Genomic DNA, 15,888 nt, shown 5'->3' with positions numbered 1-15,888 from the left:
GGGACAGATATGAGCTTCATGGAGTCAATTCGGACGTGTTTTTCAAAATACGTCACGTTCCAAGGCCGCGCCCAGCGGTCGGAATTCTGGTGGTTCGTGCTGTTCGTGTTTGCGGGGCAGTTGCTGCTGGGCATGGTTGACAGCGTTCTGTTTGGCACGGTGACAACTTATGACGGCGGGTTCGAAGCCCAAACAAACACGCCGGTCCTGTCCGGTCTGTTCGGCCTGGCCACCTTCTTGCCGTCGATCTCGGTCGCTGTTCGTAGGTTGCATGACACCGATCGCAGTGGCTGGTGGTATTGGCTGTTCCTGATCCCCTTGGTCGGCTTCATCATCCTGGTTGTCTGGTTCGCCGGCAAAGGCACGCATGGCCCCAACCGGTTTGGCAATGACCCCCTTGGTGGGGAGGGCTACGGTGGTGACGGTGGTGGCGACGCAGATGGCGACTTTGCAGCCTCCTCAATTCCGCGCGTTCGCGACGAGGCTTAATCGATCCGAAAAACCTTGTCTCGCGATATCGCGCCCTGTGTCAAAACGAGGCGCGATTTTGCGATGCCAAGGGCGTGTGCCAGCAGTTTTATCACGGCTTTTGTGGCCTTGCCGTCCTCGGGCACGGCCGTGACAGAGACGTAAAGCTGATCCCCGCGTGCATCGACCTGATTGCGCGCGGCTTTGGGTGTGACGCGGACCGCCAACAGCGCGCCGGGATTTGCCAAATGGGACAGGTCACCTTTCTTCATGGCGCCATCCTGTCGGGCAGGGCTGGACGATGCAAGCGTGCTGGGTCACTCTGCCTGCAAAATAGGAGTGCGCGTGATGAACAAGACCGGCTTTTTCTGGGACGAAAAATGCTTTTGGCATTCGGGTGGGAATTATGCGGGCAAACTGCCGGTGGGTGGTTTGGTGCAGCCGCTGGCTGCCGGAGGGCTGCCTGAAAACCCGGAAACCAAGCGCCGGCTGAAAAACCTGATGGACGTGACCGGCTTGTTGGGCGCGCTGCGCACGCAATCGGCGGCCGAGGCTGATCGCGAGATGCTGGCGCGGGTGCATCCGGCGTCCTTTCTTGACGCCTTCAAGCGCGCCTCTGACACGGGTGGCGGCGAACTGGGTTTGCGCACCCCGTTTGGGCAGGGCGGATACGAGATTGCGACCCTATCGGTGGGGTTGTCCGTAGCCGCGCTAGAGGCCGTTCTAAAGGGCGATCTGGACAATGCCTATGCCTTGTCGCGCCCGCCCGGCCATCACTGCCTTCCCGAGTTTCCCAATGGGTTCTGCCTGCTTGCAAACCTCGCGATTGCGATCCGCAACGCGCAGGCGAAGGGGTTGGCCAAGCGGTTCGTGGTGTTGGATTGGGATGTGCATCATGGCAATGGCACTGAGGCGATCTTTATCGAAGACCCTGACGTTCTGACCATCTCGATCCATCAGGAACGGAACTATCCAACCGACACGGGGGATGTGGATGTCCGAGGGGAGGGCGCTGGGGCGGGCGCGAATATGAACATTCCACTGCCACCGGGGGCCGGGAATGCCACGTATCTTGAGGTGATGGAGCGTATCGTCGACCCTGCAATTCGCGCCCATGAACCCGATGTGATCGTGATTGCCTGCGGCTATGACGCGGCGGTGAACGATCCGCTGTCTTGTATGCTTGCGACCGCCGATACGTTTCGGCAGATGACACGCATGGTGATGGAACTGGCTGGCGATCTTTGCGACGGGCGTTTGATGATGGCCCATGAAGGCGGTTATTCCGAATCCTATGTGCCATTTTGCGGCCATGCTGTGTTGGAGGAGATGTCAGAGGCCGGCATTCATGCTGCCGACCCATTGGCCGAGAATTTCGCCGCGAGCCAGCCAAATGACAGAATGGTGCGCGTCTACTCGGACCTGATAACCGAGATGCGAGATTTTTTTAATGTTAAGTGACGTAACATCTTGACGCGCCACTCTCGACACCCGACATGTTCCCCACGCCTGCATTTTGCCAGATCAAGGACAAAACCATGCCCGACCGCAACCAAGCTGCGCTGGAATTCCTGCTGACGCGCCGCTCGCGACCTGCGAAAACGCTGACCGGACCCGCGCCTGACCGAGAGGCGCTTGAACCTATCCTGACCGCGGCTGCGCGCAGCCCGGATCACGGCAAACTCGAGCCGTGGCGGTTCATCGTGCTTGAACGCGGCGCGATGGGGCGGCTGGTGGAACTTGTCGGCGTCCGGGGTGAGGCATTGCATGAACCAGCTGAGCAGATCGCGAAAGCGCAGTCAGCCTTTGCCGACAGCCCTTTGGCGGTTGTGGTCGTATCCGCGCCCGTCGCAACCCCCAAGGTGCCACAGATCGAACAGGTCCTGTCCGCTGGCGCGGTTTGCTTGTCGCTTCTGAACGCCGCTCTGGCGTCGGGATGGGGTGCGAACTGGCTGTCGGGTTGGATCAGTCACGACCGGGTTTTTCTGAGCGAAGGGTTGGGGCTGCAAGACGACGAAACCGTTGCCGGCATCATCCACATCGGCACCGAAACAAGCCCACCGCCAGAGCGCCCGCGACCGGATCTGGCCACCATCACCGAATGGGTATCGACATGATCCTTGACGATTTCTTCCGCTCGGTCGGTCAAATGACTGACCCGCGGTTTCGTAATGTGCTGATGAAGGGGCTCGCCCTGACAGTTGGCTTGCTGGTTGGCGTCACGCTCGTGATGACATGGTTGGTGGGGTTCTTGGTGCCCGACACGCTTAGCTTGCCGTTCATTGGCGACGTGTCATGGGTGGACGGCTTGGCGTTGTGGGCGTCCGTTCTTGTGATGATCGTTCTGTCAGTGGTGCTAATGGTACCTGTAGCTGGTGCCTTCACTGGCATTTTTCTGGACGAGGTCGCAGACGCCGTCGAAGCCCGCCACTATCCCCAATTGCCACCTGCACCGGACGTTCCGATGCTGGAAACCGTTCGCGACAGTCTGGGGTTCTTTGGGGTGATCGTCGGTGTGAACTTGATCGCATTGATCCTGTTCTTCTTCGTCGGTCCCTTTGCACCGGTCCTTTTCTGGGTCGTGAACGGGTATTTGCTAGGTCGCGAATACTTTCAGATGGCCGCCATGCGCCGTGTTGGTCGCACCGAGGCCAACCGTTTGCGCGCGCGCCACAATCTACAGGTTTGGTTGGCAGGCACGCTGATGGCCATTCCGCTGTCGATCCCGCTGGTGAACCTGCTGATCCCTATTTTGGGGGCGGCGACCTTCACACATATGTTCCACCGCGTTTCAACGCGCGCAAACGGCGCGGGTGAGATCTGACCGCGAAAGGCTTTTCAACGGGTTTTCATCGGGCGCAAAAAAAGAGCGCGCCACGGGGCGCGCTCTTTCCAGTTATGTTTGGCTCTGTCCGGGTGGGTTTCGCCTGAATGTCGGCGGAACCCTTAGTTGGATCTTGGCTTGGGTTTGCACCCCTCTGCACCGCATTCCCCGGTATCGCCGACATGTTCCGGCGGGCAAACTTGCCCTCCTTCACCGCCGATTTCGTGACACCCGTTGTCGCCACCTGCTTCTTCGCCAGGCTCACCGGTGTCGCCACCGGGTTCACCAGTGTCGCCGCCGCCATTGTCAGGCTTGGATGGATCCTTCTTCGACGGATCTTTCTTGCTTGGGTCCTTTTTGGGCGGTTTGTCGTCCTTGCCGATCACCTTCATGCCGTCGGTTTTGTCGCGGCTTTCCCTTTCTTCTGCCGATGCTGCGGTTGGCATGTTGCCAAGGACCTTCGCAAAGGCCGGGCATTCTTCGGTCGTCTGCTCAAGCACATAGACGAAATCCGGATGGCGCTGAATATACGACACCATTCCCGGTGTCACGATCTCGCATTCGCAAAGATTGCTTGGCTCAAGCGAACTCTCAGCCGTTGCGATGGTGCAGCGGGTCTGCGCAGCGGCGGGCCCACCGGCAATGGCGAGCATTGCGCCAGATGATAGAAGTGCAACAAGTGCTGTGGTTTTGGAAATCATTTTTCTTACCCCCTCAAGTAAGGCGTTTAAATCTGACGAGGCGAGCAGGTTTGTCTTCCGCTTTCCTCACTAGATAGTTGGGGTGAAACTTTCCAAAATGCGAATTGCAAAATGCGAAGATGAGAAGGGAGGAGAAAAAGCCGGCGCCAGAAATCTCATTAATACGCTGTTTATAAACGAATAAAATATGAATCGTTCATAGGTTGCGTCAGATCGCCGCGCCGCGCAGAAAACCACAGCCTAAGCGTGTGCTTCACGAATAAGGGTGTGGGCAAATGCCTGAAAAGCGCAGGATAAGCCGGACTGGACGAGGTGATCGTGCCTAGGTAGGCGAGTCGTATTGGTCGAACCAGTCCAGATCCTCGACGGAGATCCAGCCCGATACGATGATCCCAGCCACCACAGCCCATACGGCGGTGGTGATGATGGTGACGATCACCATCGTGCGACCCAATTTGAAATTCGCGGGCGCGCCGGCATGGGTGCCGGGCACGACCTCGCCTTCGTCGCCCTGTGTGCGCAGACGCACTGGCAGGGTGACGAACATAACAACGAACCAAATGACAACATAAAGAACGATGGCGGCGGTGATTGACATCAGGTCTGCTCCAGCTCGACAAGCGTGCCGTTGAAATCCTTGGGATGCAGAAACAGCACGGGCTTTCCGTGTGCGCCGATCTTGGGCTCTCCGGTCCCCAGCACGCGCGCGCCTTCCGCTTGCAGCTTGTCACGTGCCTTAAGGATGTCGTCCACCTCGTAGCAGATATGATGAATGCCGCCGGCGGGGTTCTTTTCCAGAAAACCGGCGATCGGGCTGGCATCCCCCAATGGATAAAGCAGTTCGATCTTGGTGTTTGGCAAGGTGATGAACACAACGGTGACGCCGTGGTCGGGTTCGTCCTGAGGCGCACCGACTTCGGCCCCCAACGTGTCGCGATACTGCGCCGCAGCTGCGTCAAGGTCCGGCACGGCAATGGCCACGTGATTCAGACGTCCGATCATGTCAATTCTCCCTATCTTGTGCTGGGCTGGTTATGCCGGGCTTCATCCACTTCGGCAAGCGCCGCGGTGCCGCATGGAAAAAAGTCACACTGCCGCTTGGCCGCTTAACGGATTGTTAGGCAGTTTTGACGCACCTTGGGACGTGAAAGGAGAGGCAGATGAGCGATGACCTCGAACAATTCATGATGACCCAGCCACCAAGTGCTGACCGTCCTTTGCAAGGACTGACCGTGCTTGTCGTCGAAGACAGCCGATTTGCGTCCGAGGCTATCCGGCTCTTGTGTCTACGATCAGGTGCGCGCATTCGGCGGGCCGACAGCCTGTGCGCGGCCCATCGTCACCTTCGGGTCTATCGTCCCTCCATCGTGATCGTCGATATGGGGTTGCCGGATGGTTCTGGCGCTGACCTGATTGGGGAACTTGCCAACGATGTCATTCGGGTGCCTGTCCTGTTGGGGATGAGCGGCGATGAAACCACACGCGATGCCGCTATGAGCGCAGGCGCCGACGGGTTTTTGGCCAAGCCGGTCGAAAGCCTGGCGGTGTTCCAGCAGTCGATCATGTCCGTCCTGCCCGCAGCAGAGGGCCCGGTCGCCCCGCGTGCCTTGCCGCAAGAAATGGTCGAACCCGATCAGATGGCCTTTCAGGATGACCTTTCCCATGTGGCCGAGCTCATGCGTAATGACGTCGATGGATCGACACAGGACTATGTGGCACAGTTTCTTGGCGGTCTGGCGCGTAGCGCGCACGACCCATCGCTGGAAGATGCGGCCCAATGTTTGGCGCGCGCGCGTGCTGAAGGGCGTGGAACAGGCTCTGACCTGGCCCGCGTAGCTGGGATGCTGCAAGAACGGCTGGCGGCGCGTCAGATGCTCTGAAGCGTTGCGCCACACGCCACCGTATTACCCCCGGTGGGGCATGAAATTGGCCGCGCGCTTCCTCATTTCCGCCCAAATTGACTGCCAGAAAAAGACCTGAGGACGGGGTGGTCTGAACGTTTTTAACGAGGAAGTAACGATGAAAAAGCTGATCAAGCGTTTTGCAGATGACGAGTTTGGTAATGCCGTGATCGACTGGACTGTTTTGGTTGCAGGTGCTGGCATGATGGCCGTGGCCGTTTTTCTGACAGTAGCCGAGCAAACTAAGCCCCGAGCCGATGCGACAACAGAAGTGATTGATCAACGTCCTTTGGCTGGCTAACCGCCGACCATAGCGCCGCCTGGACCCGCGGTGCAAACTTTCAAGCGCGCGTTTTTTCTAACGCGCGCTTGTTTTGTTATAGCAGGATGCTGGGCAGGCCATCCGAGATATCCAAACCGGGGAAGATCGTTTGCTCAAGTTCGGATTTGTCCAGACCGAATAGCCCCTGCATCGCAGATGCGGCATAAAGTCGGATATCCGCAGTCGGCATCAGATCCCGCCTTTGATAAAGGTCTGCTTCGTCCAAGCCGGGCCATGTGCCGTGCACGGTCTCGCCACGCAGTGCGCCGCCGGCCATAACCACCGCCCCGCCGGTTCCATGGTCTGTGCCCCTGCTGCCATTTTGCCGAACCGTGCGCCCAAATTCGGTCATCGCCATGACCGTGGTCTTGCCCCAGAGGTCACCCAGCTCTGACTTCAACGTCATGATCGCGGCTTGCAGCTTTCGCACAGAACCCGCGAAACTGCCCGCCTGCGAGACATGTGTGTCCCAACCGGTGATCGAGAAAGACGCGATGCGCGTGTCTTCTTGCATCATGTCGGCGGTAAACTTGGCGATGGCCTCTATTCCGCCCCTGCGATTGGCCGCTTGCACGGATTGCATCATCATCTGCTGCGGGTCGTCCGTGTCATCAGGGTCTTGCGAATTGTCCAATCGTTTTGCCAAATCTATGGCCTCGTGCAGGGATACGGAAAACAAGGGATCGGACTTGTGCATCCGTTCAAGCAGAACTTGCGTGGCTGGCGACAGGGTCAACGACGCCTCGGGCGACCAACCCGTCGTTTGGGCTGTCCCATTCAGGATCAACAGGTCTTCGCGTCCTACCGCCAGAGCCGTTCGCAATTGAGCCTCTGGCATGGTCTGGACCAACCTGTTCAACCAACCATCCGAGATGCGACCATCCTTTCCGACGCCAGCTTCAAGGATGTCTTGCCCGTCGAAATGGCTGCGCTTGTCGCGGTAAGGCGTCGATACGGCGTGGGCAAAAGACAGCTCGCCTTGCGTCCAAAGCTGATGCAAGCCCTTTGCGGAGGGGTGAAGTTCGTAGAACCCGTCAAGCGGCAGGCCTTTCTTGTCGCCAAGGATCGTCGGGCGCAGGCCGGCGAAAGCCGGGTCGCCAACCGGGCGCACAAGATCCAGACCATCCATGCCGCCGCGCAAGATGATCACGACCAAACGGTGATCTCCCGGCGTTGCTGCCAAGCTGATCGGCGTCATCAAGGGGCAGGCGGCCAGTGAGCAACCCAGCGCACCAGCCCTTGCCAGAAACTGCCGACGGGTGGGGGGGCTTTGAACGGTCATGGGGGTCGTCCTTTCCATCAGCGCTTCTGAAACTCAGGCGAGGACAAGATCATCCCGACACCTTCTGTGCGGGTTTCAGCGGCCCGCGCGGCGAAAAGCGTGGTGTCCCCGGCAAGGCTGCCCAGTGCGGTCGTGACGAATTCGCGCGGGTCGGGTAGGGGGGTGGTCAGCACAGGCGGCGCAGTCATCGACCATTGTATGCGCGCCGCCAATCCTTGCGGTGTGATCCAGTTGCGTGCGTCTTCTGGCCAGCCATCGGGGCCACTTGGTCGTCCCCAGGCTTGCCCCATCAATTTCAGCGACCCAAGCAACATCAGGTTGCGTTCTTTCGGGGTTCGCGTTTCAAGCGCCTCGTGGGACACGTCCAATGCGCGCAGGCTGCTGGCAACGAAATCAAAGGGTTGTTTGACCTTCTGCAGATCGCGCGACCAGGCAGCCGGGTGGTCAAGCATCGCCTCATAAACAGTCACAAGATCGCCGTCACTTGCCAGAAAGGCCTGCTCAATTTGTGCGACAAGATCGGGGTCCGGGGTGTCTGCCACGAAATGCGTAGCTAGCTTCCGGGCAATATGACGCGCCGTATCCGGGTGACGTGCCAGATCGTCGAGCGCTTCCATCACATCCTCGACCCGAGGTGTCGTTGTGCCATAGCTTTTGCCAAGCACGGTTTCCGCGCCCGGATTGCCCTTTTTGTGGTCAAAGCCAGCTTTTCCGGTCTTTTTGAGCGTGAAGCCTGCCAGCAGGTTGGCAAACGCGCGCACATCCGTTTGGGTATAGCCCCCCTCGACCCCCAATGTGTGGAGTTCGAGGATTTCGCGGCCAAGGTTTTCGTTCAGGCTTCGCTTGCCCTTCTGCGCCAGCTTGCTGTTTTCACCGGCCGAGGCGAACTGGTCCAGATAATACAGCATCACGGGGTGCGTGCTGGACGCTTTCAGCATGTCGGCAAAACGGCCTGCGATATGAGGGCGGATTGCGTCCTCAGTAAAGGTCGTGCCGAGATACTCGAACTGGTTTCCCTTGCCGATGGCTGTGAAATGATCAGACCAGAACCGCACAAGGCGTTCGCGAAAAGTGTCTTCGGCCATGCTGGCGCGACTGAGGCTGGCAAGGAACCATGCATTCCGTTTGCGCCGCATCTCGCGACGTTTGACCTGTAAAGCCTTCTGCGCCGCATCGAAGTCAGTCTTTCCTTTGTCCTTGGCCGCCCTTCGTGCCCTGCCAAGGCCGCGGATCTCAAGGATGTCGGGATAGGTTTCGACAAAGCCGGGGATGGGCAGCATTGCCGCCTGCGTATCTGCGCCGCGTAGCGCTTCCAGCATTCCAGTGGTGCTTTGAACTGGCGCGCTGCGCGGGCCAAGTCCAAATCCAAAACGAACCGCAGCGATTTCGGGATCGAAACTCATCCCAGGTCTCCTGCAAAGAAACTTGCCCGCGTATCCTGCACGGGCAAGTCAATTATGAACAGGGGAATTTGTCCGACTTGGCGACGGAGCCTGCGATCAGTCTTGCGGGATGACCCGTAGGTGCAGTTCGCGTAGCTGTTCGTTCTGCGGTTCGCTGGGCGCGTTCATCATCAGGTCTTCGGCGCGCTGATTCATCGGGAACATCACCACTTCGCGGATGTTTTCCTGATCGGCCAGCAGCATCACGATGCGGTCCACCCCGGCAGCACAACCACCGTGCGGGGGCGCGCCGTATTGGAAGGCGTTTACCATGCCACCGAACCGCTTGCGCACCTCGTCTTCGCCGTAACCGGCCAGATCGAAGGCTTTGAACATGATCTCGGGCTTGTGGTTCCGGATCGCGCCGGACACCAGCTCATAGCCGTTACACGCAAGGTCATACTGATAGCCGCGCACAGCCAAGGGGTCGCCCTCCAGCGCCTCCATCCCGCCTTGTGGCATCGAAAAGGGGTTGTGGTCGAAGTCCAGCTTGCCGGTTTCGTCGTCCATCTGGAAGATCGGGAAATCCACGATCCACGCGAAGGCAAAGCGGTCCCGGTCCAGAAGGTTCAGCTCGTCGCCAATGACGTTGCGCGCGCGCCCTGCGACGGGCTCAAACGCTTTGGGCTTGCCGCCAAGGAAGAAGGCCGCGTCCCCAATGCCAAGACCCAGTTGCTGGCGGATCGCCTCGGTCCGTTCGGGACCGATATTCTTGGCCAGCGGACCGGCGGCCTCCATGCCGCCTTCGACTTCGCCGGACTTCAGCTTGGCCTGCGCGTCTTTGACCGGAATGCCCAGTTCCTGAGCAACCGCATCGGCGGTTTTTTCGCGCCAGAAGATGTAACCCATACCGGGCAGACCTTCTTGCTGCGCAAATTTGTTCATGCGGTCGCAGAACTTGCGCGACCCGCCCGTGGGGGCGGGAATGGCACGGATTTCGGTGCCCTCTTGCTCCAAGAGCTTGGCAAAGATTGCAAAACCCGAGCCGCGGAAATGGTCGGATACAACTTGCATCTTGATCGGGTTGCGCAGGTCCGGCTTGTCGGTGCCATACCACAGCGCCGCATCCTTATAGGAGATTTGCGGCCAGTCCTGATCGACTTTGCGACCGCCGCCAAATTCCTCGAACACGCCTTTCAGCACTGGTTGGATGGTGTCGAATACGTCCTGTTGAGTGACAAAAGACATCTCCATATCCAACTGATAGAAGTCGGTAGGCGAGCGGTCGGCGCGCGGGTCTTCGTCGCGGAAACAAGGGGCGATCTGGAAGTATTTGTCGAAGCCCGCCACCATCATCAGCTGTTTGAACTGCTGCGGCGCTTGCGGCAGCGCATAGAACTTGCCGGGGTGCAGACGCGACGGCACAAGGAAATCGCGCGCGCCTTCAGGGCTTGAAGCCGTGATGATCGGCGTCTGATATTCGCGGAAGTCCAATTCCCACATCCGCTTGCGCATCGAAGTAACGACATCCGACCGCAGCTTCATGTTTTTCTGCATCGCCTCGCGGCGCAGGTCGAGAAAACGGTATTTCAGGCGCGTCTCTTCCGGGTATTCCTGATCGCCAAAGACCATCAGCGGCAGCTCTTCCGAGGCGCCCAGAACTTCCAGATCGCGCACGAAGACTTCAATCTCGCCGGTTGGGATCTTGTCATTGATCAGGCTTTCGTCGCGCGCCTTCACGTTACCGTCGATGCGAATGCACCATTCGGACCGCACCTTTTCAAGGTCAGCAAAGACAGGGCTGTCGGGGTCGCACAAAACCTGCGTGATGCCATAATGGTCGCGCAAATCGACGAAAAGCACACCACCATGGTCGCGGATGCGATGGACCCAGCCAGACAGGCGGACGGTATCGCCGACGTTCGATTTGTTCAGTTCAGCACAGGTATGGCTGCGAAAAGCGTGCATTGGTTGCCCCCAAGAGCAGTTTATTTGTATCGCGCCGATACACCTGCCTTGAGGGGTAAAGTCAAGCCGAAGCGGTCGATTGGTCCCCATTTTGCGCCCGAGTGGTGATGATTTTCTTGGTCCGACAAGCCAGACGGGCTACAAATCAGCAAGAAGAACGCGGCAAGTCGTGTGCCCTTTGGTGATTAATTCGTCCAGGGTTGGTGACATCAGGTCGTCATGAGCATGTAATTGGTTTTCGAACGGGCATTCGCAATGAACGCGCACACACAGGCATTGGATCCTGAAAAGGATCGCAGATACATCAAGCTGTTTCTGAGCCTTTTCTTCGCCCTTGTCTTGTTCGCTTATCGAGAGACGTGGCCGCTGGACCTCTCAGCACTGTATTTCGCGGCACGCTTCTATCACGATGGCCAGTTCGATCAGATTTTCCCGATTGGGACCGCGTTTTTGTGGGATCCCGACGCCTATCCCCGCGCGTGGCGGCTGTTGGCCGCGGGTGAAATCAGTCGCTTCGATAGCCCGACATTGTATCTGACCCCATTTGTCTACCCACCGATCTGGGCGGCTGTTTTGGCGCCAATGGCAGGCGTGCTCTCCTTCAAGCTTTTCTGGCTCGCATGGCTTTCGATCTATGCCGGGTGTTTTGTCTGGATGTTTTTTCTCAGCTACCGATTGGTCAGGCCAACACGCCTGTCGATGCCAGCATGGATCCTTATCCTGCTGCCCTTCGTGGTCTTTGGCGCCGCGCCACAATTGGCATTGAACCTTGGGCAACCTCAAATTCTTGTGGCGATGCTGACGCTACAAAGCTTTGTGTGGTTGTCAGAGGGCAAGCCGCGCCGCGCCGGTGCGATACTTGCGCTGGCGGCGGCGATCAAGCTCACACCCGCGCTGTTTGCCCTGATATTTCTGATGGAGCGCGACTGGAAAGCGCTGGGTTGGTTTGCTGCGGTTGGTGCTGCACTGGCGGGGGCTTCGGTCGCCGTCACGGGTTGGCCCTTGCACGATCAGTTTCTGCGTCAACTCGCGCTTTTGGATGGCCAGGTCTTGATTTCGCGTATCAACCTCAGTCTCAACGCGGTTCTGACCGGCGCTGGCAGTCTGTTCAATGGTGCGTCGAGCCAACTCCAACCCGATCCGGGGTTCATCGCAGAGCCCGCTTGGGTCAGCTGGGTGATGCGCTTGGCTCTCATCTTGTCCCCCATCGCGATATTCGTCACAACACGCGATCACGGCCGGCGTAAACGGACGTGGTTACGTATCATGATGGTGGCGATGATAACGCTGTTTCTCAGCCCGCTGGGGTGGCTGCACTATCTCGTTCTGCCGATCTTTCTGCTGCCGGGTCTGTTGGAATTCAGTGGGCGGAGGTGGGTGGTGCCACTGTTGGGCCTCGTCGGTGTGGGTCTGTCGTTACCAGTCTATTTTCTGCTCGCCCTGTATCCGTCCACGTTTCTTTTGCAGGTCGCGATGAATGTCGGCATTTGTGGCGCGATCGTTGCGGCTTTGGTTGCCACCAGTCGCGGTGCTGCGTGCAGGGGCAATGCCCCTTCTGTCAGGGTCTGAACCAGTGGCAATCTTGCTGCTGTTTGCGCCCTTCTTGGCGCAAATGTCCATGTGTCCCTGTCAAACCGGTTGCTGATACGCATTCGGGGCTTGCGCAAAGTGCCCCTATGTCTATAACCCACGACAATTTGCGCGCGGGCGAGAATCCTGCGTGCGTCAGTCTGCCGATGGGGGTCTTCATGCCGAAAAGAACCGATATCAACTCTATCATGATTATCGGCGCGGGGCCCATCATCATTGGGCAAGCCTGCGAGTTCGATTATTCTGGTGCACAGGCGTGCAAGGCGCTGCGCGAAGAAGGGTATCGGGTCATTTTGGTGAACTCGAATCCCGCGACGATCATGACCGATCCGGGGCTGGCGGACGCGACCTATATCGAACCGATCACCGCCGAGGTTGTCGCAAAGATCATCGAAAAAGAACGCCCCGACGCGCTGTTGCCCACGATGGGCGGACAGACTGGATTGAACACCGCATTGGAACTGGCTGATCTGGGTGTGTTGGAGAAATTCGACGTAGAACTGATCGGTGCCAAACGCGAAGCCATCGAAATGGCGGAAGACCGCAAGCTTTTCCGCGAAGCTATGGACCGTTTGGGCATTGAAAACCCGCGTGCGACCATCGCCAATACGATGGAAGAATGCATGGCCGCGTTGGAAGACATTGGCCTTCCCGCGATCATTCGCCCGGCCTTCACCCTAGGTGGCACAGGCGGTGGCGTGGCGTATAACCGCAAAGAATACGAACATTTCTGCCGCTCTGGTCTGGATGCCAGCCCGGTCAGCCAGATCTTGATCGACGAAAGCCTGTTGGGTTGGAAAGAGTTCGAGATGGAGGTGGTGCGCGACACTGCTGACAACGCTATCATCGTCTGCTCAATCGAAAACGTGGACCCGATGGGGGTGCATACGGGGGATTCGATCACGATTGCCCCCGCGCTGACGCTGACCGACAAGGAATACCAGCTGATGCGCACGCACTCGATCAATGTGCTGCGCGAGATTGGCGTCGAAACCGGCGGATCAAACGTGCAATGGGCCGTAAACCCCGAAGACGGCCGCATGGTCGTGATCGAGATGAACCCGCGTGTCAGCCGGTCGTCGGCGTTGGCATCAAAGGCCACCGGGTTCCCGATCGCCAAGATCGCCGCGAAGCTGGCGGTGGGCTATACGCTGGATGAACTGGACAACGATATCACCAAGGTGACGCCCGCCTCGTTCGAGCCGACCATCGACTATGTCGTCACCAAGATCCCGCGCTTCGCGTTCGAGAAGTTTCCCGGCTCGGAACCTCACCTGACCACCGCCATGAAGTCAGTGGGCGAGGTTATGTCCATCGGGCGCACAATCCACGAAAGCCTGCAAAAGGCCCTGGCGTCGATGGAAACCGATCTGACAGGGTTCGACGAGATCAAGATCGAAGACGCGCCGCAGCATGCAGCACTTGTCCGTGCAATCTCGAAACAAACGCCTGATCGTTTGCGCACCATCGCGCAAGCGATGCGCCATGGCATGTCAGATGCCGACATCCACGCCGTGACGGCATTCGACCCATGGTTCCTGGCCCGCATTCGCGAGATCATTGAGTGCGAAGAGCAGGTAAAGGTCCAAGGCCTGCCGACCGACGCGGACGGCCTGCGCAAGCTCAAGATGATGGGCTTCACCGATGCGCGTCTGGCGACCCTGACCGGCAAGAAAGAGGCCGAGGTGCGTTTGGCGCGCCGCAACGTCGGGGTGAATGCCGTCTTCAAACGCATCGACACCTGTGCGGCCGAGTTCGAGGCGCAAACCCCCTATATGTATTCGACCTACGAAGCCCCGATGATGGGCGAGGTGGAATGCGAAGCCCGCCCGTCAGACCGCAAAAAAGTGGTCATTCTAGGCGGCGGTCCAAACCGGATCGGGCAGGGGATCGAGTTCGATTACTGCTGTTGTCATGCCTGTTTCGCGCTGACCGAAGCTGGCTATGAAACCATCATGGTCAACTGCAACCCCGAAACCGTATCGACGGATTATGACACTTCGGACCGGCTGTATTTCGAACCGCTGACGTTTGAACATGTGATGGAAATCTTGCGCGTCGAGCTGGAAAACGGAACGTTGCATGGTGTGATCGTGCAGTTTGGCGGCCAGACGCCGCTGAAGCTGGCCAATGCGCTGGAGGCCGAGGGCATCCCGATTCTTGGCACCACGCCCGACGCCATCGACCTGGCTGAAGACCGCGAGCGCTTTCAGGCGCTGGTCAACCAACTTGGCCTGAAACAGCCCCATAACGGGATTGCCTCGACCGATGCGCAGGCGATGAAAATCGCCGAGGATATCGGGTTCCCGCTGGTGATCCGCCCTTCATACGTTCTGGGTGGTCGCGCGATGGAAATTGTGCGCGATTTGAAGCAGTTGGAGCGCTACATCGCCGAAGCAGTGGTTGTGTCCGGTGACAGCCCGGTTCTGCTGGATCACTACCTGTCCGGCGCCGTCGAGGTCGACGTGGACGCGCTGTGTGATGGCGAAAAGGTCCATGTGGCCGGCATCATGCAACATATCGAAGAGGCCGGCGTGCACTCGGGCGACAGTGCCTGTTCGCTGCCGCCCTATTCGCTGTCGCCTGAGATCATCACCGAGCTGCGCAAGCAGACCGAAGCGCTTGCCCTCGCCTTGAACGTGGTCGGCCTGATGAACGTGCAATTCGCCATCAAGGATAACGAGATTTATCTGATTGAGGTGAACCCACGTGCCTCGCGCACGGTGCCGTTCGTCGCCAAAGCGGTGCTTAGCCCGATCGCCTCGATCGCCGCGCGCCTGATGGCGGGCGAAAAGCTGGATGCGTTCGATTTGGTCAATCCCGAGATTGACACCTATGCAGTGAAAGAGGCCGTTTTGCCCTTCGCGCGCTTCCCCGGTGTCGACACCATTTTGGGACCGGAAATGCGCTCGACCGGAGAGGTCATGGGCACCGACAAGAGCTTTGATATGGCGTTTCTGAAGGCCCAACTTGGGGCCGGCACCATCCTGCCTTCGGACGGAACGGTGTTCTTGTCGATCAAGGACAGCGACAAAGGCGACCAACTGGCGGACACGGCGAAAATGTTGGTGGAGCTTGGCTTCTCGATCCTCGCAACATCCGGCACGGCCGCGTTCTTGGCGCAGCATGACGTTGCCGCCATCGTGGCGCCCAAGGCGTTCGAACCCGGGCGCACCATCATTGACATCATGAAGGATGGCGGTGTGGATTTGGTGATGAACACCACCGAAGGCGCGCAGTCGGTCGATGACAGCCGCCAGATGCGCAGCGTCGCGCTGATGGACAAGATCCCGTATTTCACCACCCTGACAGGCAGCCATGCGGCCGCACGGGCAATGAAGATGCGCCTTGAACGGCCGATCGAGGTCAAAGCGCTGCAAGACACCAGCGCCTGACACCAAAACGGAGAAAAGCAGAGCAGCGCGCCGCCACGCGCGCTTTTCCGCCTCT

15 protein-coding genes are annotated in these 15,888 nt (G+C 58.7%); 8 read left to right on the top strand and 7 right to left on the bottom strand.

Translation table 11 applies throughout. The features are described from left to right. Window positions 1-9: 9 nt before the first annotated feature. Complete coding sequence (locus Q0864_RS09200) at window positions 10-489, top strand: DUF805 domain-containing protein (RefSeq protein WP_298568360.1); 480 nt, start codon at window positions 10-12, stop codon at window positions 487-489. On the opposite strand, the gene Q0864_RS09195 is transcribed toward Q0864_RS09200, so the two are convergent. Continuing rightward, a complete protein-coding gene (locus tag Q0864_RS09195) occupies window positions 486-740 on the bottom strand; it encodes a DUF167 domain-containing protein (protein WP_298568357.1) in 255 nt (84 codons plus the stop codon). The genes Q0864_RS09200 and Q0864_RS09195 overlap by 4 nt on opposite strands. A gap of 76 nt (window positions 741-816) precedes the next feature. Between Q0864_RS09195 and Q0864_RS09190 the strand changes: the two genes are divergently transcribed. The 3 genes from Q0864_RS09190 to Q0864_RS09180 all read left to right on the top strand — a co-directional run bounded on the left by Q0864_RS09190 (window position 817) and on the right by Q0864_RS09180 (window position 3,292). Continuing rightward, window positions 817-1,929 carry a class II histone deacetylase gene (locus Q0864_RS09190; RefSeq protein WP_298568354.1) on the top strand — a complete coding sequence of 371 codons (1,113 nt, stop codon included), beginning with the start codon at window positions 817-819 and terminating at the stop codon, window positions 1,927-1,929. Window positions 1,930-2,006: 77 nt separating this feature from the next. Next, window positions 2,007-2,585, top strand: a complete 579-nt coding sequence (locus tag Q0864_RS09185; RefSeq protein ID WP_298568351.1) for a nitroreductase — start codon at window positions 2,007-2,009, stop codon at window positions 2,583-2,585. After that, window positions 2,582-3,292 carry an EI24 domain-containing protein gene (locus tag Q0864_RS09180; RefSeq protein ID WP_298568348.1) on the top strand — a complete coding sequence of 237 codons (711 nt, stop codon included), beginning with the start codon at window positions 2,582-2,584 and terminating at the stop codon, window positions 3,290-3,292. The genes Q0864_RS09185 and Q0864_RS09180 overlap by 4 nt, the downstream gene beginning before the upstream one ends. Before the next feature lie 122 nt (window positions 3,293-3,414). Here the strand turns inward: Q0864_RS09180 and Q0864_RS09175 are convergent, their stop codons facing one another. From Q0864_RS09175 to mce, 3 genes are all read right to left on the bottom strand, one after another. Beyond that, window positions 3,415-3,993 carry a hypothetical protein gene (locus Q0864_RS09175; protein ID WP_298568346.1) on the bottom strand — a complete coding sequence of 193 codons (579 nt, stop codon included), beginning with the start codon at window positions 3,991-3,993 and terminating at the stop codon, window positions 3,415-3,417. A gap of 322 nt (window positions 3,994-4,315) precedes the next feature. After that, the gene (locus tag Q0864_RS09170; protein ID WP_298568343.1) at window positions 4,316-4,591 is read right to left on the bottom strand and encodes a DUF1467 family protein; all 276 of its coding nucleotides are present in this window, start codon (window positions 4,589-4,591) and stop codon (window positions 4,316-4,318) included. Further along, on the bottom strand, window positions 4,591-4,995 hold the full coding sequence (gene mce / locus Q0864_RS09165; protein ID WP_298568340.1) for a methylmalonyl-CoA epimerase: 405 nt from the start codon (window positions 4,993-4,995) through the stop codon (window positions 4,591-4,593). Before mce ends, Q0864_RS09170 begins: the two co-directional genes overlap by 1 nt. Window positions 4,996-5,153: 158 nt before the next feature. Between mce and Q0864_RS09160 the strand changes: the two genes are divergently transcribed. Both Q0864_RS09160 and Q0864_RS09155 read left to right on the top strand, forming a co-directional pair. Then, window positions 5,154-5,873 carry a response regulator gene (locus Q0864_RS09160; RefSeq protein WP_298568338.1) on the top strand — a complete coding sequence of 240 codons (720 nt, stop codon included), beginning with the start codon at window positions 5,154-5,156 and terminating at the stop codon, window positions 5,871-5,873. Between the two features lie 139 nt (window positions 5,874-6,012). Then, a complete protein-coding gene (locus tag Q0864_RS09155) occupies window positions 6,013-6,195 on the top strand; it encodes a hypothetical protein (RefSeq protein ID WP_298568336.1) in 183 nt (60 codons plus the stop codon). 76 nt (window positions 6,196-6,271) lie between these two features. On the opposite strand, the gene Q0864_RS09150 is transcribed toward Q0864_RS09155, so the two are convergent. From Q0864_RS09150 to aspS, 3 genes are all read right to left on the bottom strand, one after another. Further along, window positions 6,272-7,498 (bottom strand): DUF1501 domain-containing protein, encoded by a 1,227-nt coding sequence (locus Q0864_RS09150; RefSeq protein ID WP_298568334.1) that lies wholly within the window; start codon window positions 7,496-7,498, stop codon window positions 6,272-6,274. A 17-nt stretch (window positions 7,499-7,515) separates the two neighbouring features. Continuing rightward, the gene (locus Q0864_RS09145) at window positions 7,516-8,901 is read right to left on the bottom strand and encodes a DUF1800 domain-containing protein (protein WP_298568332.1); all 1,386 of its coding nucleotides are present in this window, start codon (window positions 8,899-8,901) and stop codon (window positions 7,516-7,518) included. 96 nt (window positions 8,902-8,997) lie between these two features. Further along, entirely contained in the window at window positions 8,998-10,848 is a 1,851-nt protein-coding gene (aspS, locus tag Q0864_RS09140; RefSeq protein WP_298568328.1) for an aspartate--tRNA ligase, read from the bottom strand. A 255-nt stretch (window positions 10,849-11,103) separates the two neighbouring features. Between aspS and Q0864_RS09135 the strand changes: the two genes are divergently transcribed. Both Q0864_RS09135 and carB read left to right on the top strand, forming a co-directional pair. After that, window positions 11,104-12,417, top strand: a complete 1,314-nt coding sequence (locus Q0864_RS09135) for a glycosyltransferase family 87 protein (RefSeq protein WP_298568326.1) — start codon at window positions 11,104-11,106, stop codon at window positions 12,415-12,417. Between the two features lie 179 nt (window positions 12,418-12,596). Beyond that, the gene (gene carB, locus Q0864_RS09130) at window positions 12,597-15,833 is read left to right on the top strand and encodes a carbamoyl-phosphate synthase large subunit (protein WP_298568324.1); all 3,237 of its coding nucleotides are present in this window, start codon (window positions 12,597-12,599) and stop codon (window positions 15,831-15,833) included. Window positions 15,834-15,888 lie beyond the last annotated feature (55 nt).

The sequence above is a fragment of the uncultured Aliiroseovarius sp. genome, assembly GCF_947497285.1.
Classification (GTDB): domain Bacteria; phylum Pseudomonadota; class Alphaproteobacteria; order Rhodobacterales; family Rhodobacteraceae; genus Aliiroseovarius.
This window is presented reverse-complemented; position numbering and strand designations above follow the sequence as displayed.